The sequence below is a fragment of the Flavitalea sp. genome (genome assembly GCF_035489435.1).
GTDB lineage: Bacteria > Bacteroidota > Bacteroidia > Chitinophagales > Chitinophagaceae > DATHKG01.
In genome coordinates, this window is sequence record NZ_DATHKG010000168.1 from 1 (window position 1) to 21420 (window position 21420).

Genomic DNA, 21420 nt, shown 5'->3' on the forward strand with positions numbered 1-21420 from the left:
CGTAATCAATTCGATCGATGATGCAAGAAGTGCTTTGCGACGTAGCAAGGCATACGGGGCTTTCTCTGTTAAAAGTTATAACCAGCCGAGACGTGAGCAGAACCAGATGATATTACAGGCAGCACGCGAGCTGGGGATGGAAGTGGTTCCTGAAGGCGGATCATTTTATTTTCATAACCTGGGAATGATACTGGACGGACATACAACCATTGAACACAATATCCCGGTCGCTGTTCTTCACGATGATGTAATCCAGCTTTGGAAAAATTCGAAAACAACATATACACCAACGCTGATTGTTTGTTTTGGCGCTGTGAGTGGCGAATACTACTGGTACCAGCATACCAATGTTTGGGAAAATAAAAAATTGCTGAACTTTTTTCCCCGTGAGGTAATAGATGCCCGTAGTCGCCAGCGCACGATGGTTCCTGAAGAAGAATATCAAAACGGATATATCCTCGTTTCCAAATCGCTTAAAAAACTGCAGGATGCAGGTGTCATTATTAATATGGGTGCACATGGACAAATACAGGGCATTGGAGCACATTGGGAAACCTGGATGCTTCAGCAGGGTGGCATGAGTAATCATGAGGCACTAAGGGCTGCAACTTATAACAGCGCCTGGAGCCTTGGTCTTGACAGCCTTATTGGATCACTGGAACCGGGTAAACTGGCTGATCTGATCGTGATGGAGAAAAATCCGTTGGAAAATATCAGGAATACCGAAAGCATTCAATATGTAATGGTCAATGGTCGCCTGTATGATACAGAGACAATGAACCAGGTGGGCCATTCAAAAAAGTTGAGAGAAAAATTCTTTTGGGAACTGAACAGGAATCCAAATGCTTTCGACTGGCACGATGAAACCGAAACTGAAGGCTGCAGCTGCGGAAGACACTGATGAAGAGAATTATGAATTATGAATTATGAGTTATGAAAGAGTTATGAATGAGTTATGAGTGAAAGACAAATTGACCCATTCATAACTATCAACTCATCACTCTTTCATAACTCATAATTCATAATTCATAACTCTCTTTACAGTGCTAGTATCTTTTTGAGTTTGGTATAACCGGCTTTACTCACAGGTACCCTGGCACCGCTGCGCAACATCGCGAGGTAGCCTTCTTTTTCATAGAGTTCAAGCCTGGTTATCTGTTCGATAGCAACCATGTAAGACCGATGTACACGGACAAATTCGCTTTCGCTGAATACTTTCTCGAAATGCGCCATCGTATTGTTTTTTAAAAAACTTCCTTCATTGGTGATGATCTTCACATAATCATCTGCCGCTTCAAGATAATGTATTGCACTTGTGGGGATGATCTTGATCTTCCCCCCGGTTTTAACAACAACACGGGCCTTTTGCTGGGGCAAGGCTGCGGCAGTTTCAAGCAATTCAGTTGTTGGCATAATCCTGTTTTGCTTGTGAAGATTATTAAACTGTTGTATTGCTTTGTCAAATCTTGATTTGCTGAAAGGCTTCAATAAGTAATCAACGGCATGATTATCAAATGCACGGATGGCATGTTCATCAAATGCCGTTGTGAAAATTACGTGTGGCCGGTTCTCGATCAGTTCAAGCATCTCAAAACCATTGATCTTCGGCATTTGTATATCAAGAAACAACAGGTCCGGTTGTTCCTGCATGATTGCCTTAACACCTTCAAAACCATCATTACATTCCTGTACAACACGGATATCCGGATAAGAAGCAAGATATTCCTTGACCAGCAGCCGGGCCAGGGGTTCATCATCAATTATTATTGCCTTGATCATATTGCGGTATTTTAACAATGGTTTTAAAAGTTGACTGGTCATAAGATGTAGTCACCAGGTCGTTTCTCGAAAAAAGTAAAAATAGTCTCCTGCGTATCGAGTTCAGCCCGAAGCCTGTTCCTTTCCTTGGATCAGCAGTTTCAGGATCGTACGGATTTTGCACGGTGATCACAAGGTCATTGCCTTCACGTCTTGAACTGATTTCAATAGAAACCACTCCTATAGTATCGTATAAGCCGAATTTTATTGCATTTTCAACAATCGGTTGAAGTACCATCGGCGGAATAAGCAGATCCTGGTCCTGCACATCAATCAATGTTTGTAGCCTGTGACCGAACCTCACCTTTTCGATTTCGAGATATAATTCGAGATGTTCAAGTTCTTCACTCAGTCTGATATTCCCTTTATCGTCTTTGTTCAATGTGCCGCGTAAAAAAGCTGAAAGTTGCTGTATCATTTTTCTTGATAACTCCGGATCCGATCCCACCAGGGCGCTGATGGAATTCAGGCTGTTGAAAAGAAAATGCGGCTGTAATTGCTGGCGCAGCGAATAAAGCTCAGCATCTTTGGCGATAGATTCTGTTTCCAATTTCAACTGCATATTGTCATGTTGTTCTTCTGAGTGATACCAAAGCAGGCTAATCATCGCACTGCAGCCAGTCAACAGAAAACCAATGTTAAATCTTACCGGTCTCGAGGCCGAGATAAAACTATCCTGGGTTGGAAGAAGGAATTTCAGGGCAAGATCAGTAAGGAATAACCAAAATGCTGTGACTGCGAGGCATAAAGCCAGTAAGAACAAAGGCGCATACCGTTTTGGCCTGTAAAACCTCAGGTTATTGAAGATGAGTAAACATGCTCCTGCCAGGAGAAAATTTGAGAGCATAGCATCTGTTGCCGAGGTTTGCCAGTTCATTTCCCATCCGTAAAGTATACCAAAATGAGCTAAGGCCCATACCACCCAGCAGATAAGGAAGATCCATTTATTACGGGAAGAAGAAAGCAAAGATCTTGACACAGTTGGCGATTATAAAAGTTGCAAATATTTATGGGTTGATCCTGATTGAATATCTGTCGCTTTTTTGTGAACGGTTGTAATATAAAGATCAGGGTTTTCAGATTCATGGATCTTTGAATATAATTCCGCGCCATCAATAAGTGCAGTGAGTTTATATAATTCAGACACATTAATAAACTCCCATCTTACCAGGTGTTGTTTTTCATTTAAAAATATTTCCTCTTCCCTGTATCCAAAAGATCTTGCTTTTGCAAAAGCCAGGGCTTCATCTTCAGCTTCAATTAATCTGAGTTGTTCATCAAACTGCGGTTTGTGTGATCCATCTCCGCAAACGATCCGGTAAACGATTTTGGACAAATACCAGTTCATATAAAAAGGTTTAAGTAATAAGGATTATTTTATTGATACTTTTATTATTGATACTTTGTTTTTACTTCAAGTCCTCCAAATATGCAAACTCCTTTAATGATAAGCGTTTTGCCTGGATCCGGGATTGAATTTCTGCGTTTGTCATCAACTCCGCCAAATACAGAGCCCATCTCTGATCTTACATTCCAGTTGGGAGGTATAAACAATGTGGCCCCTCCGAATATACAGACTACTTCAAGTTCAACAGTACCCGCAGAGATATCAGCATTCATCATATTCACTTCCGAGCCACCAAATACACATACGATTTCACCTCCAATGAAATTTTTACTGAATACCTTCCTGTTCACCGCACTGAAAACGGAAACGATATCCAGCTGTTCTTCTTCCATTTGAGCCCGGTTTGAATACTGCTCTGATCTGTTGCCAAACTGTTCACCCCTGTTGCTGAATTGTTCACCCCTGTTACTGAACTGTTCGCTGCTATTGCTGAATTGCTCGCCCTTGTTACTGAATTGTTCGCCCTTATTGCTAAACTGTTCGCCCTTGTTACCGAACTGTTCAGCCTTGTTATTAAACTGCTCCGACTTGTTGTTAAACTGTTCAGATGGGGTTGTACCCTGCGGCGGAATGGATTGATCAACGTATTCCGGATTGGTATTTTCCGTCCCAGGAATATTTGGATTGCTGAACCGTGAAAAATTGGTACGATGAGCCGAAGCTGACATACGGTTAAGAATTATGAAAGCACCGAGGGCAAGAAGACCAGCAGGAACTAAAAATCGGGTAGCATTCCAGCCAGGGAAAATATCGTCACTAAGAAAAAACAAACCTAGGCCAGTAACCGCAATCCAACCGAAATCACGAAATCCACTTTTTAAACCGATACTTATTCCGACTACAACAAGGATCAGCTCCCATCTGAAAAACCAGTTTGGTAAATCAGCGCCGAACTCCCGGGCAAAAAGCAAAGAGCCAACCACAAGTAATGCAATTCCAAGGATAAGATTACCCGGTGTTTTACGTCTGCCGGTGACCGCTGGTTTATTTTCTGAGTTGTTCATGACTTTAATTTCAACAAATGTAATAGCGGTTTACCCCTCTGAAAAGAGCTTATAGGTTATCCGCTGGATATTACCGGCGAAATCCTTTTTATTTCCGGTGAAACCTATGGGAGATGCAGGGATAAAGCAGCTGCAGGTTGATTCAAAAAATCAGATAGTTATATTAGCCTGAATTCCTGGCCATTGAATAATCCAAGGTCACTGAGTTTTAGTTCAGGAATTACCAGTAACGCCATGAATGACAAGGTCATAAATGGAGAAGAAAGTTTTGAACCAAGAGACTTTGCCATCTGATCGATTTCGGTATAGGCACGGGCGACATCATAACCGTCCTCATCTGTCATTAAACCTGCTACGGGCAAACCAATCGTCATTTCGTTTTCTTCATCAACACAACTGATCCCACCCTGTTTTTCAATGATGAGATTTACTGCTTTTGCTATGGTATTATCATCTGTTCCCACTGCTACTATATTGTGCGAATCATGTGCAACTGATGAAGCCAATGCACCTTTCATTAGTCCAAAGTTTTTTACAAAACCTTTGGAAACCGGAGCCGGGTTGTAACGATTAACAACCACGATTTTCAGGATGTCATCACCGGCACTGGCACTGATTAGCCCGTGCTTTCGTGGAAGCTTACCCGTTATACTATTGGTGATTAACTGACCATCGAGTGCTTCTATGATATTTTGGGAGTATAATCGATAGTTTTCATCATTATCAATAATTGCAAAATCTGCAGGCAACTTCGGTTTGCAGGAAAAGTTATTAACCCTTGCTGAAATATTTGCATCATCTCTTGAAATAAGTGATATTCCCTGGTCGGCAACAAGCTCACCATCAATATATGTCTGTATTACCCGAAAGTTGACGAGATCATTTACGACGATAAAATCAGCCGGGTCATTAAGGGCAAGTAATCCTACATCCAGTTTATAGTGTATTACGGGGTTGATGCAAGCTGCCTGTAACACATTGAATACATCGATTCCTTTTGCGATAGCGCGGGCGCACAAGCTATTGATATGACCATCAACCAGGCTGTCAGGATGTTTATCATCACTACAAAACATCATCAGGCCGGCATGATCTTCAAGCAGTCCTGCAAGTGCTTCAAAGTTTTTTGCAGCGCTGCCCTCACGAATCAGGATCTTCATTCCGTTTGATAGCTTGTCGAGCGCTTCTTCAGCAGTGAAACATTCATGGTCTGTTGAAATACCCGCTTCAATATATTTTTTTGCCCTTTCCCCGGTTAAGCCCGGGGCATGGCCATCTACCGGTTTGCCAGCTGCATGTGCGGCCCCTATTTTTTGCATGACCTCCGGATCATTAAACAACACACCGGGGAAATTCATCATTTCGCTGAGATACTTTATTTCCTTTCTTGACAACAGTCTCTTTACTGCTTCCGCATCAAGTTCAGCACCCGCTGTTTCAAATTTTGTGGCAGGCACGCAACTGGGTGCTCCGAAATTAAATTTAAAAGGAACCGTATTGCCATTACTGATCATGTATTCAACTCCTTCAATACCACAAACGTTCGCAATTTCATGTGGATCACTTACTGTGGCCACTGTTCCATGTACAACTGCCAACCTGGCAAATTCTGATGGAATCAGCATGGAACTTTCTATATGCACATGGCTATCCACGAAGCCAGGCAGAATAAATGGCAGGTTGTCATTGTTTCCTTCGAATGCTTCAACTGTGGCTATTCTTCCATTTTTGATCACTATGGTTGAAGGATTGATCGACCGGTTTAAAATGTCTACCATCTTACCTGTTAAGCTTAGTTCGTTTTGCATACGGGTAAAGATATTTAAGATTTGAGACCCGGGATTTAAGATTGAAGATTTTATATGCAACCATTAACTATTTAACCACTAATATTGGGATTTTAAAATTTACCGATGATTGAAGCAGTAAAAAGATGGTTGCGCAGGCAGAACCCTAAGTTTAATTTTTTATACCGTTCATTTGGAAATAAAAAATTCCGCCTGCTCGATATTGGTACCGGCAATCATTCTGCTACCAAAACCATCACGCTATTCCCGGCTTGTGAATACTATGGTTTAGATATCAGCCGTGATTACAATAACGATCCTGCTGATTTTGCGAACATGAAAGATTTTTATGAGATGGATCTCACAAAACTTGATTTTTCTGTGCTACCTGATAATTTCTTTGATGCCATCCTTATTGTTCATGTTATAGAGCACCTGCACAATGGTGATGAGGTGTTGAGAGGACTTATAAAAAAGCTCAAACCGGGTGGTTCGATGTATGTGGAGTACCCTGGCATAAAAAGCAAGAAACTGCCATCAATGAAAGGCACACTGAACTTTCATGACGATGCTTCTCATGTACGCTTATATTCAGTGGCAGAGTTGAAAGGTTTATTTGAAAAAAACAATTGTACCATCATTTCCGCAGGAACAAGGCGCAGCTGGTTCTATGCAGCAGTTACTCCGCTACGAATACCGCTAAGATGGGCGAGAGGGAAAGCGGTTACGGGCAACGTTTTTTGGGACCTGCTTGGTTTTGCGGAATACGTTTCGATCAGAAGAATGCCGTGAAGAGAGTTATGAGTTAGAGTGATGAGTGAGTTATGAGTGGGCTAGTTATGAATTGTTCAAGCCCTATAGTTTACTAAGAACTCTCTCATCATTCATTCCCTCTAACACTCCACTCATAACTCATAATTCATATCTCTCTTGCTCATCGTCTTACTAACGATAGAGAGTTTACGTCTAAAAACATTTTCTCCGCGAGTTTTGCATCGTGTCCGTACACATCATCGCGGAAGTTGAGTAAACCTTCGCTGTCGACCCAGGCAGTGAAATAGCCGATAAACACCGGGATGGGTTTCGAGAGGGTTACATATTTTTCTTTACCGGCATCCATAGCCTGGCGGATTTTAGCATCTGTCCAGGTGCTATCGTTTCTCAAAAGAAAGTCGGCGAGTTTACCTGGTTCACCAAGTCTTATGCATCCATGACTGAAAGCACGGCTGGTTTCTCCGAATAAGCTCTTGGCAGGTGTATCGTGCAGATAAATATTATAGCTGTTCGGGAACAGGAATTTTACTTTGCCAAGAGAATTATTTGGTCCGGGTTTTTGACGCACGTTTGGTATCTTCCCTGAATAACCGGTGATTTCCATGTTATGCCCGGCGATATAATTTTTATTTTTTTGGATGCCCGGCATGATCTCGTTTTTTACAATACTTGAAGGAACATTCCAATAAGGACTGAATACTACATATTTCAGGTCGCCGTTAAAAATCACCGTATTGTGTTGCAATGATCCTACGACTACATTCATTGAAAAAGCCAACTTCCCTTTTTCATAAACATGAAGTTTAAATTGTGGGATATTCACTAACAGGTAATCAGTGGTAACTTCTGCCGGTACCCAGCGCAAACGCTCCAGGTTTATCAGTATCTGGCGTATTCTATAATGAATGGATTGATTCATTTCACGAAGTGTTGCACCACCAACAACTCCGTCTTCCTTCATACCATATCTTTTCTGCATCTGCTTAACGGCCGCCTCGAGTGAATCAGTAAATAGGTTGGAAGTATCGGTTGAAGGGAAATCCCCGGTCTTGTATAGGCGCTTTTTTATAAGGCTGATCGCTAAAGCAGTATCGCCTTTCACAAATTTTTTCTGCGATGTGGAAACAGGCTCCCATCCACCTTCATTTTGGATAGCTGAATACCTGATCAGTTCTTTTTTCAGCATCTTGAATTGGCGGTTTACGGGTTCATATACGTCTGAACCGGCAGAAGGTGGCTTCAGTACCGAATCCAGCAAACTTACCATATCGATTTTTTTACGCGGAATGAACCATTTGAGATCGGTAGTATTTAGTTTGTTATCACCGAGGTATGCTTTCTGCGCATAGTTGAAAAATTGCGAAGTTAATGATAGTTCAGTATTAAGTCTCTCTGCAGCAGTAAGCCGATAGCTGCTGTCATGGCTGTTAAGCGTATCTATTATATGCTGGAGATGGGCATTATAAAGACTGCTGTCACGACTGTAACCGATATAGTCATTTTGGAGATTTAGAAAATTGTTTGCCTGTTCAGAGGCACCATCACCGGAGAACCAGGCGTATTGATAGTTTCTTGAGTTGTAAAAACTCCGGAACTGGTTTGCCAGAGAATCATCATATTTATTTGTAGCGATGAATGCTTCAAGTTTTGTGCTATCAAGAAACAGTTCATTGTAAGCATTAGCTGCTGTAATGGTAGTATCACGTTGTTCAACTGCCGCAACATTTGTTTTATTGCGACAAGAGAATGATACAAAGGAAGATACGACTACAAGGAAAATTACATTTTTCATTTCTGTATGATAAAGTTTAAGGTTTTAAATTTTTACGCGGGAATTTTCAGCCTGTCATTCGTATATATCCTATAACGATAAATAATGTTTGGCACGCCTCATGCATATAAAGGTAAAACCAACCTTATGAAAAAAACAATCGCGTTGAACCTGTTGTTGATTTTCGCATGCTGTCTGCTGATTATTTTAGTAGCGCTCATTTCCTACTAGTCATCATTCAGGTCGGGTCTTCTTTCGTTGGTGCGTAAAATCGACTGTTCATTCCGCCATTCGTCGATCTTTTTTGGGTCACCGCTTAATAAAATATCGGGCACCTTCCAATCGCGGAATACCGCAGGCCTTGTATAAACCGGTGGGGCCAGTAAATTGTCCTGGAATGAATCGAGCAGGGCAGAGGTTTCGTCATTTAATACTCCTGGTAATAATCTTCCTACGGCATCTACCACCACGGCCGCGGCAAGTTCTCCGCCACTCAATACATAATCCCCGATTGAAATTTCTTTGGTCACAAAATGTTGCCGGATCCGGTCATCAATACCTTTATAGTGACCACATATGATTAGAAGATTTTTTTTCATAGACAACTGGTTTGCGATGCCCTGGTTAAACCTTTCGCCGTCTGGTGTCATATAAATGATCTCATCATAATCTGTATCTTTTGATAAGCTTTCAATGGCGTTAGCGAGGGGTTCGGGCATCATAACCATTCCTGCACCACCACCAAACTGGTAATCATCTACCTGTCCATATTTGTTTACGGCCCATTTTCTTAATGGATGAAGATTCACCTCGAGCAGCCCTTTTTCCCGGGCCCGGCTCATTATGGAATGAGCGAAAGGGCTTTCAAGCAATTCAGGCAATACGGTGATAATGTCAACTCTCATAATAACGGTCTTTGAACTGGCTCTTTGAACTTTTCTTTTGCGAAGATAACATTATGGTGCGTCCATTCGAAAGTTGCTGAAAGATGATCACCCGGGCTCTACAGGCACGGATTTTCTCCCAACGGTGTCGCTGTTGCCAGCGTATATCAGTTTGAGCTGCCAGGAGGTTTTTGAATAAGTTTTTTTAAATGGGCTTTTTGAATCCAGAAAGTTTGCAGTTTCAATTGGAGGTTTATGTTTTGTTGTTAAATCTAATCTAATACTGAAACTACAGTGGTTGTCGTAGCTTAATTATTCTCATTTTTAGTTCAAACCGGCTGACTTGATTAAACCTTTACTCCTCTTTTTCATCCTGTTTTCTGTTTCTCAATCAAACCTGGGCCAGACATTTAAGGTGTCGGGTAAGGTTACTAACGCTTCCCTGGAGCCGCTCGGTTATGTAAGTATTGCTATAAAAGGTTTGAAGGTCGGAACTACTACAAAGTTGGATGGATCTTATGAGCTGCAATTAACAGAAGACCGATATGAACTGGTTTTTACAATGATTGGTTACAAGCAGCGTGTGATTGAACTGGTGGTAAGAAACAACGACGTCAAACAAAACGTGATACTTGAAACATCCGGCAATGAACTATCTGAGGTCGAAGTAAAGGCAGTAAAACGCGATAGGGCAGAAGAAATAATAAGGAATGTAATCAGGAATAAAGAGAAGGTATTGGCCGCTTCCAATTCGTTTTCTACAGATTTGTATATCCGTGCCACCCAGGAGAACGATGTGATTAGTAAGAAGAAAAAGAAGGTCCCGGTAGATACCTCAACCCTGGAGCTCCAGCGTATGAGTATGGCTGAAGTAACCTTGAAGCTTGACTATGAATACCCGAACAGGATCAAAGAAATCAGGACAGGTATCAAGGTCCGTGGTAATTCGGAAAGTTTGTTTTACCTGACTGCTACGGATGGCGATTTTAATTTTTACAGGAACCTGGTGAAAATTCCTGCCCTTTCGGTAATGCCATTTTTATCACCGATAAGCTATAGCGGACTGATAGGTTACCGGTTCAAAACGATATCTATCCGTAAAGAAAACAACAACAAAATTTATACTATAAGGATTACTCCCATCAAACTGGGTAATGCGCTGGTCGAGGGTGAGGTGGAAGTGCTTGACAGTTCATGGGTATTATTGAAAACACATTTTGAGTTTCCCAAATTCCATATGCCCGAGTATGATTATTTCTCGGTTGACCAGCGTTACGAATTGATTGATGGCAAAAGTTGGATGGTAACCAGACAGGAGTTTGCGTATGCCGCAAAGGCCGGTAAAAAAAGAATGAACGGCAGAACCGTTGCCCAATTTCAAAATCTCCGGATGAACCCGGGGTTTCCCCCAAAGCATTTTGGAAATGAATTGAGTGCTACTTCCCAACAGGCTTATGAAAGAGACAGCAGCTTCTGGACACAGGTAAGAACAGAACCACTAACGGAAAAGGAAATACGATTTGTAAGATACAAAGACAGCGTCTATAATGCCCAACATACAAAATCATATCTCGATTCTATTGATGCTGTCTTTAATAAAGTTACCTGGAAAAAGATTCTTATTTTCGGACAGGGCATACATAGTCGGGAAAAAGAACGGACCATTTACATAGGACCTGTGAGTTCGATGTATGAACCAATTGGATATGGTGGCCATCGCGTTGGGGTCAACGGTAATTATATAAAGACATATAAGTCGAGAAAGAATATTTCTGTCTGGGCTGATATGAGTTATGGATTCAGGAACCATGATATAAAAGGAAACGTTTCGCTTACCCGTATGTACAACCCTTTTAACCGGGGCTATTACCGGTTAAGCGTTGGACGCGAGTTTGGATCAGTCTTCGCAGGCGACGCCTGGATCAACCAGATAAAAAGAAGCAATGTTTTTGAGCATGATCAATTTAGTGTAAGGCACGGTCTTGAGCTGGTTAATGGTTTATTTCTTCATAATGAGTTAGAGTTCGCGATGCGCAGGTCTGTAGCGGGTTACAAAACGAATAGTAAATGGGATTCCTTAACAAGTGATGTACTGCCTGATAACCAGGCATCTGCTTTTGAACCATACAACTCATTCTTCAACAATGTTATCCTGGAATATACACCGGCTCAACGATATATCCGTGAGCCCAAAGAAAAGGTGATCCTGGGTTCGAAATGGCCAACGATTTATCTTACCTGGCGTAAAGGAATTCCGGGGATAATGGGAAGTGTGAATGATTTTGATTATACCGAGTTTGGCATCAGGCAACAACTGAAACTCGGATTGGCCGGTATTTCGGATTATACTTTTTTTACAGGTTCCTTTTATACCATGAAAGATCTGCGGGAAGTAGATTATAAGTACATGCGCCGGGGTGATCCGATACTATTCTCAAATCCTACGGCGAGTTTCCAGGCGCTTGATTCAACTTTCCCGGCTTTTAAACGATTCTATGAGGGTCACTATCTTCATCATTTTAATGGTGCAATCATTAATAAAATTCCACTGCTGAAAAAACTCAACCTGATGGAAGTAGCAGGTGGCGGGATCCTTTATCTGCCCGAAAGAAATCTTCAATACGTAGAAGGTTTTGTTGGACTCGAAAAAGTACTGCGAATGTGGACAGAAAAATACAAGCTTGGTATTTACGTAGTTGGTTCTCTTGCAAACCAGTTTAAAAACCCAATACAGATTAAGATTGCGATCGAACATTTTAACAAAAAGAAGAATAGCTGGTATTGATTGAGCAACTCTTCTGGCGATTTCTAATCATAACTATAATACAAATCCTTGAAGACAAATGTTGTAAATTAGGTTATGATATACAAAGCATCTCTTGATATCGCATCAAAAGTTATTACATTTCTTTGCTTTATTGTGTTTATATATGTTGGGTATAAAACATTCACTTCAGCCTCAACTTCTTCAACAGGTATAAATATCTACCTGGTCCGTATTGGAGTTATAATGTTACTTGTTACTTTCATTTTGATTTGCTACTTGCTCTCTACAAAGTCTTATAAATTAACTGCGGACCAGATTACTATCACCAGGCCTCTACGTAGTTTTTCAATTAAACTTGCGGATATAATAAAGGTGGAATTGCTTTCTCCCGAACAGCTTTCTGGCCTGATCAGGACATTTGGTGTAGGTGGAATGTTTGGCTACTATGGAAAATACTATAGCTCTAAACTGGGTCCCATAAATCTTTACACCACTCAGCGGAGAAATCGTATCATGATAGTAACAAAGGCTAATGTTGCAATCGTTATTTCACCTGATGATCCATCATTGTATCAAAAGCTAATTACCTCTATCAATGAATTGCGTTGAGATCAGACTTTTATCAGAATTATGATTTCTGTCAGGATTTTAAACCATTATCAACGCTCAACTTTTGTTCGGGAATACTTAAGGTCTTGATGATTATGCAAAAAGGGAGTTAAGTAAAGGGGAGATAAAAAAGAGTAGTGATCTTATCATCAATCTTCATCCATAAATCCATCAAGCTCGCGTCTTTCTTTTTTTGTCGGCCGGCCAACTTTACTTTGTCGCTTACCGGTATGGAAACTCGAAGCAAGATATTGCACCCGCTTAATCTCCTCTTCAGGGGTAATATCGAGATAATATTTGAGTGATTCGGTATACTGTACACGGTTGTGCAGCAGCTCTGTTACTTTTATCTTCCACTTTTTGGCTTCTGTTTTAACTTCATATTCATCCCCCACATTGACTGTCTTAGAAGGCTTAACAGAAGTACCATTCAGTTTCACCTTACCCTGGTCAGCAGCTTCCGAAGCCAGTGAACGCGTTTTGAAAAGGCGGATAGCCCACAAATACTTGTCAATTCTTAATTTATCGGGAGTAGCCACTTTAAGAGAATTATGAGTTATGAGTTATGAGTTATGAAATATGTGAAGAGTTAGTGATGAGTGAAATGACGTAATTTATCTCATAATTCTATCACTCATAACTCACTCATCACTCATCACTCATCACTCATAACTCTGAAAAGTACTTATGAAAGTACGGTATGGTTTCAATGCCTTTATAATAGTTTTCGAGATTGAACTTTTCATTGGGTGAATGAAGGTTATCGCTATCCAGGCCAAAGCCCATAAATACTATTTTAAGGCCAAGTTCTTTTTCAAATAATGAACAGATAGGAATGCTGCCACCGCCACGAACCGGTATAGGTTTTTTCTTGAAGGTGGCTTCAATAGCTTTGGCCGCAGCCTGGTAAGCCTTTGAATCAACCGGTGTCATATAAGGTTCGCCTCCATGATGCTCCTCTGCTTTTACCTTAACGCCCTCTGGAGCATTTTCAGTAAAGTACCTGATTAATTTTTCGGTAATAACTTTTGACGATTGATGGGGTACAAGCCTTGCAGAGATCTTTGCATAAGCTTTGGAAGGCAATACAGTTTTAGCTCCCTCGCCTGTATATCCACCCCAGATGCCGTTTACTTCAAGCGTTGGCCTGATACCGGTCCTTTCATTGGTGGTAAAATCTTTTTCGCCCCAAAGGTTGGTAACGCCGAGGTCAGACTTGTATTCGTCTTCGTTGAAGGGTGCCTGGGCCATCAGCTTACGTTCTGCTTCTCCGGATAAAACAACATCATCATAAAAACCTGGAATGGTGATATGGTTGTTTTCATCATGACAGGAAGCAATCATCTTCGCAAGCATAGTTACCGGGTTGGCTACAGCACCGCCATAAACTCCGCTGTGTAAATCACGGTTCGGACCGGTAACTTCCACTTCAATATAACTGAGACCACGTACACCAATATCGATGGAAGGTGTGTCAAGTGAAATCATTGCAGTATCGCTGATCAATACAACATCTGCCTTCAGCAATTCTTTATTCGCAGAAACAAATTTTGCCAGGTTAGGTGAACCGACTTCTTCTTCACCTTCGATGAGAAATTTAATATTCGTAGAAAGCGAGTTTGTCTGAACCATTGTTTCCAATGCCTTGACATGCATGTAAAACTGGCCCTTATCATCGCAGGCACCACGTGCATAAATCTTCCCATCCTTAATAACCGGCTCAAAAGGTCCGCTATGCCAGAGTTCTAACGGATCTGCTGGTTGCACATCGTAATGGCCATAAACCAGAACGGTTGGTTTAGACGGATCAGTTATTTTTTCGCCGTAAACCAGCGGATGTCCGGCAGTTTCATATATATCCACCTTATCCGCTCCCGCGGCCAGCAGCTGTTTTTTTACAGCTTCGGCACATTTGATCATGTCAGGTTTGTTTTCACTCCTGGCGCTGATACTGGGGATTCTGAGTAAATCCAATAATTCCTGCAGAAAACGCTCTTTATTTTTTTCCTGGTATTCTTTCCAATCTTGCATTTTTACCTTTTAAGATGAGATGCCGGTCGTGGCAAACTATAGCTGCAAAAATACAGAAACAGAATTGTAACAGCATGAGATTACGCTTCATATAGTGACCAGGTAATTTGTAAATGTGGTAAGAAGAGCAATCTGGATGAAAGTCAGGATGAAAATGCGAATGAGAGTCCGCTCATGATGGCAATTATCAGGAGAATGATCAAAACGATTGTTCTTTCCATGTTAAGGAGCCTATAGCTTGAATTTTTCATAACTGAATGTTTCAAATGTAAAGCCATAATGCAGGTTCCAGGTATGAGAATGATTTAGAGGACATTTTATTGAGTATCCAGCGGTTTTTCTTATCCGGAATGCAAGGGACAGATTAACTGATTTGATTATGACCATGAAATGGTTTCGAACATTAAAACGGAACCAGGCGAATCGCAGTTAACGGTTATGGTTTTTCTATTGTTAAGGGTTTTTATTTATTAGAGTTATTTAGTTTTTATTTATTAGAGTTATTTATTAGAGTTAATTTATATTTATTAGAGTTATTTATTAGAGTTAATTTATATTTATTAGGGTTATTTTATTTTGTTGTTACGCGCTTAATCAGATTTAGATCCGGATTTATTTATATGTTTTCCTGGGAATTATTCCGGACTTATTCTAATTCTTTTGCTGAGAATTGATCCGGGTAATTTCCGAAAGTTGATGTTTTTTATCGGAAATCATGTTCTCCAGGGTCCAGGCAAACTTTTCCTCGAATGGCCTTTGCCTTACCGGGCACTCGGCTTTTGTGCAAATGCTACAGGAAAAATCAAGGCAGGGGTCCGTATGGACGAACAGTTCCAGTGTGTCTCCAAATTCCTTTCTAATCAGCTCACGCAGTATATCTACTTCATTATGAGCTTCTAATACGTTTAGGTACCAGGGAACTGTGAGGTGGCAATCTACATGAAGTTGACCTCCGTATTTAATTACCCTCAGATTATGAAGATCGATCCAGTTGTGTCTACGGTTACTATTCAATATCCGTACCATTTTTGAAAGAAGCTCTTTATCGGCTTCATCCATGATACCAGCAATAGATGATCGCATAATCTTATAACCGGTATAAATAATAAAAAACGCAAACAAAATGGCCACAATTCCATCAAGCCAAACATAACCGGTTAATAAGATAAGTAGAAGGCCGACAATTACTGCCAGGGTTGAATAAGCGTCCGTTTTCAGATGTTGGCCGCTGGCCATCAGGGCAAGCGAGTTATTTTTCCTGCCATTACGGACACTGATTAATCCCACGATGTAATTGATTATGGCAGTAATTGCCACAAGACCGATGCCTTTATCGAGCGAGGTAATCAGTTTCGGCCTGAGGAGGTGCATTGCTGATTCGTAAATGATGATACCTCCTGCAATTATGATGAGTGTTCCTTCGATGGCAGCAGATAAAAACTCTGCCTTACCATGTCCATAAGGATGATTGGCATCCCTGGGTTTAGCAGCCAGGAACAAACTATATAAACCGATCGCACCGGCAATAACGTTAACGATACTTTCCAGCGCGTCAGTAAGCACCGCTACCGAACGGGTAATAAAATATGCGTAGAGTTTGATTGCAAACAGGATCACGGCGATAGCAAACACCCATTTTTGGATTCGAAGATTTTCTGATTGTGGTCCAGCCATTTCCAATAAAATATAAACCTATAACAAAAACGGTGAATCACAGAAGCGATTCACCGTTATAAATTATAATTGATAAAACTTATGCTTCTTCAAATCTTTTTTGCACAGCAGACCAATTAACTACCTTCCACCAATTTTCAATATACTCGGGTCTCCTGTTCTGATATTTAAGATAATAAGCATGCTCCCAAACATCAAGTCCGAGCAAAGGCTTTCCCTTTAATTCTGAAACATCCATAAGGGGATTATCCTGGTTAGCAGTTGAACCTATCACCAACTTATTGCCAGCACCAACTACCAGCCATGCCCAACCGCTTCCGAACCTGTTTTTTCCAGCATCGCCAAATTGTGTTTTGAAAGCATCAAAAGAACTAAAATCTTTTTCGATAGCAGTAAGAAGTTTCCCGGATGGTTTGCCTTCTCCTTTAGCTGAAAGTGATTTCCAGAACATTTCATGATTATAATGACCTCCACCATTATTTCTGACCTTCACTGAATATTTTGAAATGTTCTTCAGTACATCTTCCAAAGGTTTCGCGGTATCAATCTTTTCAGCCTGTGCCGCTTCTTTCAAAGTCTTGGAATAAGTGGCGGCATGTTTTGAGTAATGGATCTCCATTGTCATTGCATCAATAGCAGGTTCAAGGGCATTGTATGCGTACGCGAGCGGAGTCTGATCAAAGCCTGTCTTCAAAGCATCCCAGGAATGCAACACGCGGGCATCAACGTTTTTACTCCCGGCAAAAAGGGCATCAGGCATTATTGCTGCTGACCCTATCGCAAGAGCGGAATTACGGATAAATTTCCTGCGCGAGTTATCATTGTTTACTGACATATAAGTTGGTTTAATTTTGAATACTTGTTTGCGCCAATTCTTTTTTATCTTCTTTTTTCCCCGTGAGTTTTTTTATAGCAGGAAGTATTTTTTTGAACACCCTGTAATAAAACTCCTTGTTTAAAAGTTGCGAATCGTTCCTTGCTTTATAAATAAGGAAAAGACCAACTGGTAATAAAACTGCAGCCGCCATCCATATACCGACTATAGGTTGCAACACATCCTGTTTTACAAATTTTCTTCCGAAATTATTGAGCAGGAAAAATATCACAAAAAATATCACCGCGAACACTACCGGGGTTCCAATACCGCCTTTCCGTACTATTGAGCCTAACGGTGCTCCAATCAAAAAGAGTACCAGCACAGCGGCAGCCATTGAAAATTTGGAGTGCCATTCAATCAAATATAATCGTAGTTCTGTTCGACGGCTCTCGTATTCAGCAGCAGAAAGATCAAGATTGCTCTTGATGAGATTTGCCTGTCCGGCACTGCTTTCCAGCACGTCCCGTTTTGCAGAATCAGGCAAAATATCGTAAAATGATTTAGCCTTTACCGGGGGAACCTTTACGTCTTTCCAACCTGTATCCAGGTACTTCATAAAATTCATATAGGCTGCAAGGTCGGTCCTCTTTGTATAGTCGTAACCAACTTTGGTAACCTTTTCGAGCGAATCTATAAAAGTATTCAACTGCTTTACACTAAGCATCTCATACCTGCCTTTGTAAGTACTATCCGGGGTGAGATTCATAGTAAACGAACTCATGTCCAGCACCTTTTTGTATTCCTTAAAACCCAGGCGAATGTACTTGCTGGTAGTATCTGCCCGCTGGCCATCTTCCTGGTACCACCAACCGTCTTTCAAGGTAAACTCAAGAAACTGCTTGTTATCGGAAATTTTCATTATGCCTTTTTCGGCTATAATGAAATTGTCCTGCATACCACCAATATTCTCATAAATGATTACATTCCTTAAGGTAGAATCATCTTTTTCTTTTTTACCTACCTTAATGGCATATTGTGGTATGGTTTTATAAAAGACCCCTTCTTTAAGATCGAAGGCCGGTTTGGAATTTACGAGGTCAGTATGTAAGGTCCGCATCTTTAGATTTGCGACAGGCATTACATAGTTGTTGAACAGGAACGATAACCCGGAAAGCAAAATCGCTACCACCAGCAGCGGTCTCATGAACCGCACCAGCCCAATGCCGGCAGATTTAATGGCAACAAGCTCAAATGTTTCACCGAGGTTACCAAAAGTCATGATCGAAGAAAGTAAAACTGCCAGGGGAAGAGCCAGTGGTACCAGCGTGGCGCTTAGGTAAAGGATAAGCCTGAGAATCATGAACCCGCTGATATCTTTACCAACAAAATCATCGATCCATAACCAGAAGAACTGAAGTATCAGTACAAATAGTGTGATAAAAAAGGTAGCAATAAATGGCCCGATAAAAGATCTTACTACCAGTATATCGAGTTTTTTAATCAAAATGAAAATTTATAAGTCTTTTTACAAGCCCGACCGTTTTCCGGATACAGTAACTTTATATCAATGATGAATTTATCAAAATTACAGCTTTCAGCAGAGGAATCGGCAATGGTCCAAAACAGTCATTGGCTTTTAACAAAGAATATCATCATGCAAAAGGCTTACCTGCTGTTCGGTGAAGCCGCAGCAAGCTTACAATCGATCCTGGGCTCCGGCAATGGTTTGCAACAAGACCTGCTTGTACTTTCACCGAAGATTTCGCGTGGAGAAAATTATAAAGGCTTACCATATGTAATGCTCGATTATCCAAGGCATTTTAGTAAGGGAGAGATATTTGCTTTCCGGACAATGTTCTGGTGGGGTAATTTCCTGAGTTTTACCTGGCACCTGAAAGGTAGTTATGCCCTGGCTTACAGGCAGGTGATCATCAGCCATCATAAACAGTTGGCCAATGCAGGCTTTCACATATGTGTAAGCGAAGATGAATGGCAACATGATTTTGAAACCGGCAATTATTTTCCCACCCGCGATCTTTCAACAGAAGCGCTGGCAATGTTGCTGGATAACAAAGCATTCACAAAGCTCGCAGTGAAAATTCCACTGGATCACTGGAACAATGCCAATGACGAACTTATGAATAACTATCTTTTAATCCTGGAGTTGGTTAAAATCAGTTCCCAAGGCGATGAAAAAGATCCTTTACCTGGTAATCCCAAAGCTGAGTTTGGTCTTTGATTTCTGCTTTCTCTGCAAAATCCTTGATGATAAGAATAGTAAGATTGGTAACTTCTGATTTTTCTATCCGGAATTCGAAGTATTCTTCTTTTGGAGCATGACTCCAGTGATATCTGACAAATTTGTCAAGCTCTCTGTCTGTCTGTTCAGCCTTGTCAACAGTTCCGTTCCATGAAAAACTAAAAATGTTATCGCGTTCATCAACCTTATCTGCAAACCACTCCTGCATGCCTGCGGGAGTACTCAGGAATTCATATAATATAGAAGGAGAACATCTGACGGGGAACTCCAGTGTAAATAATTGTTTTTTGCTCATCTAATCCGTATTGATCTTTTATTTTGTTCCTACCATGCAATAATAGAGAAATAATCCAACGATCAAAATTTTTTTGTTTTGGGGATCTACAGGTTTTCACTCACATATATTAATATTAGTGACTGTGTATCACCTAATTATGTATTGATTCTTTGAATAAGCCTTAAAAAACAGGTAAATATTAGTAGAAGAAGGGGAATATTAGTAGAATAAGGGGAAAAAGATAAATCCTGCCTCCAGATAAGAAAATTACCGTTCTCACGTTTTTATAACAATCTGTACAAAACCCAGTCCTTAAACCTTTTAAACTACCCTGCCCCATGAGTATGCGTCAACTCAAGATCACGAAGTCCATCACGAATCGTGAATCTCAGAGCCTTGAAAAGTACCTGCAGGAAATCGGAAAAGTTGAACTGATCACCCCGGAAGAAGAAGTTCGTTTAGCAGCGAAAATCAAACAAGGTGATCAATCCGCCCTGGATAAACTTACAAAAGCGAACTTAAGATTCGTTGTTTCCGTAGCCAAGCAGTACCAGAATCAAGGATTATCACTACCGGACCTCATCAATGAGGGAAATCTCGGTCTTATCAAAGCTGCTCAACGTTTTGATGAAACAAGGGGTTTCAAATTTATCTCATATGCAGTTTGGTGGATCCGCCAAAGCATCTTACAGGCACTTGCTGAACAATCAAGAATCGTCAGGCTTCCGTTGAATAAAGTTGGACTTACAAATAAGATTCAAAAAGCATTCTCACAGCTTGAACAGGAGTTCGAACGTGAACCATCACCCGAAGAACTTGCAGAATTGCTTGGCCTGGAAACAGACGAAGTGTCAGCAACACTGGGTATTGGTGCAAGGCATATCAGTATGGATACTCCATTATCAGAAGGGGAAGACAGTACCCTTGTTGATGTGATGGAAAACAAAAATGCTGACCGTGCAGAAACAAATATGGAACACAACGAATCTCTGAAACAAGAGATTGAAAGAACCATGAAGGTGCTGACTGAGCGCCAGAAGGAAGTGATATGTTATTTCTTTGGTCTTGGTGTTGATCATCCAATGAGTCTTGAAGATATCGGTGATAAATTTAACCTGACCCGCGAAAGGGTAAGGCAGATCAAGGATAAGGCGATCACAAAACTGCGTACAAACTCGCGAACGGTTGAGTTGAAAGGTTATCTTGGATAAAAATTGTTTAATTAAATTTAGTCTATAGCATAGATCTATACTTAGCTCCCGTTTAATGGGAATGTTTTTAAGAGGTTGATTGTTCATTGGAATGATCAGTCTCTTTTTTTTGCTTTATACAGTTTAGGCTTTCTTATTAGTCGCTTGTCTAGCCCTGTTCGGCTTCGGTAACTCCTGTATTGGTATTAGCATTATTATGCAAGAGTTTTTGGTCGCTTCTTCGCACCGTTGGGAGCGGGATTGTGCCTTTTTGCGGCTGTGTCCCGTGGTTAATACCTTTGCTCATGCTGGGAGTGGTTCTTGTCTCCGATCGGCTTTTTTGCCCTGA

At 40.9% G+C, this 21420-nt stretch carries 20 protein-coding genes; 6 read left to right on the forward strand and 14 right to left on the reverse strand.

All coding sequences use genetic code 11. The features are described from left to right. The coding region (locus tag VK664_RS26785; protein ID WP_461401801.1) for an amidohydrolase family protein at positions 1-901 on the forward strand (901 nt) is incomplete at its 5' end. A 137-nt stretch (positions 902-1038) separates the two neighbouring features. Here VK664_RS26785 and VK664_RS26790 read toward each other — a convergent pair. The 5 genes from VK664_RS26790 to ade all read right to left on the reverse strand — a co-directional run bounded on the left by VK664_RS26790 (position 1039) and on the right by ade (position 6038). Then, positions 1039-1779, reverse strand: a complete 741-nt coding sequence (locus VK664_RS26790; RefSeq protein WP_461401802.1) for a LytR/AlgR family response regulator transcription factor — start codon at positions 1777-1779, stop codon at positions 1039-1041. Beyond that, positions 1757-2797 carry a sensor histidine kinase gene (locus VK664_RS26795; protein ID WP_461401803.1) on the reverse strand — a complete coding sequence of 347 codons (1041 nt, stop codon included), beginning with the start codon at positions 2795-2797 and terminating at the stop codon, positions 1757-1759. The genes VK664_RS26790 and VK664_RS26795 overlap by 23 nt, the downstream gene beginning before the upstream one ends. Before the next feature lie 9 nt (positions 2798-2806). Next, positions 2807-3166, reverse strand: coding sequence for a DUF4288 domain-containing protein (locus VK664_RS26800; RefSeq protein WP_461401804.1), 360 nt, complete (start codon positions 3164-3166; stop codon positions 2807-2809). Positions 3167-3210: 44 nt separating this feature from the next. Then, positions 3211-4230: a LiaF transmembrane domain-containing protein gene (locus VK664_RS26805; protein WP_461401805.1), complete on the reverse strand. Its 1020-nt coding sequence runs from the start codon at positions 4228-4230 to the stop codon at positions 3211-3213. Between the two features lie 158 nt (positions 4231-4388). Then, the gene (gene ade / locus VK664_RS26810) at positions 4389-6038 is read right to left on the reverse strand and encodes an adenine deaminase (protein ID WP_461401806.1); all 1650 of its coding nucleotides are present in this window, start codon (positions 6036-6038) and stop codon (positions 4389-4391) included. A gap of 105 nt (positions 6039-6143) precedes the next feature. Between ade and VK664_RS26815 the strand changes: the two genes are divergently transcribed. After that, the gene (locus VK664_RS26815) at positions 6144-6809 is read left to right on the forward strand and encodes a class I SAM-dependent methyltransferase (RefSeq protein WP_461401807.1); all 666 of its coding nucleotides are present in this window, start codon (positions 6144-6146) and stop codon (positions 6807-6809) included. A 142-nt stretch (positions 6810-6951) separates the two neighbouring features. Here the strand turns inward: VK664_RS26815 and VK664_RS26820 are convergent, their stop codons facing one another. Then, positions 6952-8583, reverse strand: coding sequence for a L,D-transpeptidase family protein (locus VK664_RS26820; protein WP_461401808.1), 1632 nt, complete (start codon positions 8581-8583; stop codon positions 6952-6954). A 206-nt stretch (positions 8584-8789) separates the two neighbouring features. Beyond that, entirely contained in the window at positions 8790-9467 is a 678-nt protein-coding gene (trmD, locus tag VK664_RS26825) for a tRNA (guanosine(37)-N1)-methyltransferase TrmD (protein WP_461401809.1), read from the reverse strand. Between the two features lie 322 nt (positions 9468-9789). Here trmD and VK664_RS26830 point away from each other — a divergent pair, with 322 nt between their 5' ends. Further along, positions 9790-12231 (forward strand): DUF5686 and carboxypeptidase regulatory-like domain-containing protein, encoded by a 2442-nt coding sequence (locus VK664_RS26830; RefSeq protein WP_461401810.1) that lies wholly within the window; start codon positions 9790-9792, stop codon positions 12229-12231. Positions 12232-12306: 75 nt separating this feature from the next. Beyond that, positions 12307-12822 carry a PH domain-containing protein gene (locus tag VK664_RS26835; RefSeq protein WP_461401811.1) on the forward strand — a complete coding sequence of 172 codons (516 nt, stop codon included), beginning with the start codon at positions 12307-12309 and terminating at the stop codon, positions 12820-12822. 149 nt (positions 12823-12971) lie between these two features. Here VK664_RS26835 and VK664_RS26840 read toward each other — a convergent pair whose 3' ends face one another. The 5 genes from VK664_RS26840 to VK664_RS26860 all read right to left on the reverse strand — a co-directional run bounded on the left by VK664_RS26840 (position 12972) and on the right by VK664_RS26860 (position 18848). Further along, positions 12972-13361: an RNA-binding S4 domain-containing protein gene (locus VK664_RS26840; protein ID WP_461401812.1), complete on the reverse strand. Its 390-nt coding sequence runs from the start codon at positions 13359-13361 to the stop codon at positions 12972-12974. A 127-nt stretch (positions 13362-13488) separates the two neighbouring features. Next, entirely contained in the window at positions 13489-14853 is a 1365-nt protein-coding gene (locus VK664_RS26845; RefSeq protein ID WP_461401813.1) for a dipeptidase, read from the reverse strand. 651 nt (positions 14854-15504) lie between these two features. Then, positions 15505-16527 (reverse strand): cation diffusion facilitator family transporter, encoded by a 1023-nt coding sequence (locus VK664_RS26850; protein WP_461401814.1) that lies wholly within the window; start codon positions 16525-16527, stop codon positions 15505-15507. 79 nt (positions 16528-16606) lie between these two features. Continuing rightward, on the reverse strand, positions 16607-17362 hold the full coding sequence (locus tag VK664_RS26855) for a superoxide dismutase (protein ID WP_461401815.1): 756 nt from the start codon (positions 17360-17362) through the stop codon (positions 16607-16609). 10 nt (positions 17363-17372) lie between these two features. Continuing rightward, positions 17373-18848 carry an LptF/LptG family permease gene (locus VK664_RS26860; RefSeq protein ID WP_461401816.1) on the reverse strand — a complete coding sequence of 492 codons (1476 nt, stop codon included), beginning with the start codon at positions 18846-18848 and terminating at the stop codon, positions 17373-17375. 63 nt (positions 18849-18911) lie between these two features. Here VK664_RS26860 and VK664_RS26865 point away from each other — a divergent pair, with 63 nt between their 5' ends. Beyond that, complete coding sequence (locus VK664_RS26865) at positions 18912-19583, forward strand: hypothetical protein (RefSeq protein ID WP_461401817.1); 672 nt, start codon at positions 18912-18914, stop codon at positions 19581-19583. Here the strand turns inward: VK664_RS26865 and VK664_RS26870 are convergent. Beyond that, the gene (locus VK664_RS26870) at positions 19519-19899 is read right to left on the reverse strand and encodes an START-like domain-containing protein (RefSeq protein WP_461401818.1); all 381 of its coding nucleotides are present in this window, start codon (positions 19897-19899) and stop codon (positions 19519-19521) included. The genes VK664_RS26865 and VK664_RS26870 overlap by 65 nt on opposite strands. Positions 19900-20219: 320 nt before the next feature. Between VK664_RS26870 and VK664_RS26875 the strand changes: the two genes are divergently transcribed. Then, on the forward strand, positions 20220-21092 hold the full coding sequence (locus VK664_RS26875; protein ID WP_461401819.1) for a sigma-70 family RNA polymerase sigma factor: 873 nt from the start codon (positions 20220-20222) through the stop codon (positions 21090-21092). Between the two features lie 148 nt (positions 21093-21240). Here the strand turns inward: VK664_RS26875 and VK664_RS26880 are convergent. Further along, on the reverse strand, positions 21241-21420 hold a 180-nt coding region (locus VK664_RS26880), incomplete at its 5' end, for a hypothetical protein (RefSeq protein WP_461401820.1).

Bases quoted from the DNA above. Each gene is read 5' to 3' on its own strand.
- VK664_RS26790 (WP_461401802.1), bottom strand. From the start codon at position 1,779: ATGATCAAGGCAATAATAATTGATGATGAACCCCTGGCCCGGCTGCTG.
- VK664_RS26800 (WP_461401804.1), bottom strand. From the start codon at position 3,166: ATGAACTGGTATTTGTCCAAAATCGTTTACCGGATCGTTTGCGGAGAT.
- VK664_RS26805 (WP_461401805.1), bottom strand. From the start codon at position 4,230: ATGAACAACTCAGAAAATAAACCAGCGGTCACCGGCAGACGTAAAACA.
- ade (WP_461401806.1), bottom strand. From the start codon at position 6,038: ATGCAAAACGAACTAAGCTTAACAGGTAAGATGGTAGACATTTTAAAC.
- VK664_RS26815 (WP_461401807.1), top strand. From the start codon at position 6,144: ATGATTGAAGCAGTAAAAAGATGGTTGCGCAGGCAGAACCCTAAGTTT.
- VK664_RS26820 (WP_461401808.1), bottom strand. From the start codon at position 8,583: ATGAAAAATGTAATTTTCCTTGTAGTCGTATCTTCCTTTGTATCATTC.
- trmD (WP_461401809.1), bottom strand. From the start codon at position 9,467: ATGAGAGTTGACATTATCACCGTATTGCCTGAATTGCTTGAAAGCCCT.
- VK664_RS26835 (WP_461401811.1), top strand. From the start codon at position 12,307: ATGATATACAAAGCATCTCTTGATATCGCATCAAAAGTTATTACATTT.
- VK664_RS26845 (WP_461401813.1), bottom strand. From the start codon at position 14,853: ATGCAAGATTGGAAAGAATACCAGGAAAAAAATAAAGAGCGTTTTCTG.
- VK664_RS26850 (WP_461401814.1), bottom strand. From the start codon at position 16,527: ATGGCTGGACCACAATCAGAAAATCTTCGAATCCAAAAATGGGTGTTT.
- VK664_RS26855 (WP_461401815.1), bottom strand. From the start codon at position 17,362: ATGTCAGTAAACAATGATAACTCGCGCAGGAAATTTATCCGTAATTCC.
- VK664_RS26865 (WP_461401817.1), top strand. From the start codon at position 18,912: ATGATGAATTTATCAAAATTACAGCTTTCAGCAGAGGAATCGGCAATG.
- VK664_RS26870 (WP_461401818.1), bottom strand. From the start codon at position 19,899: ATGAGCAAAAAACAATTATTTACACTGGAGTTCCCCGTCAGATGTTCT.
- VK664_RS26875 (WP_461401819.1), top strand. From the start codon at position 20,220: ATGAGTATGCGTCAACTCAAGATCACGAAGTCCATCACGAATCGTGAA.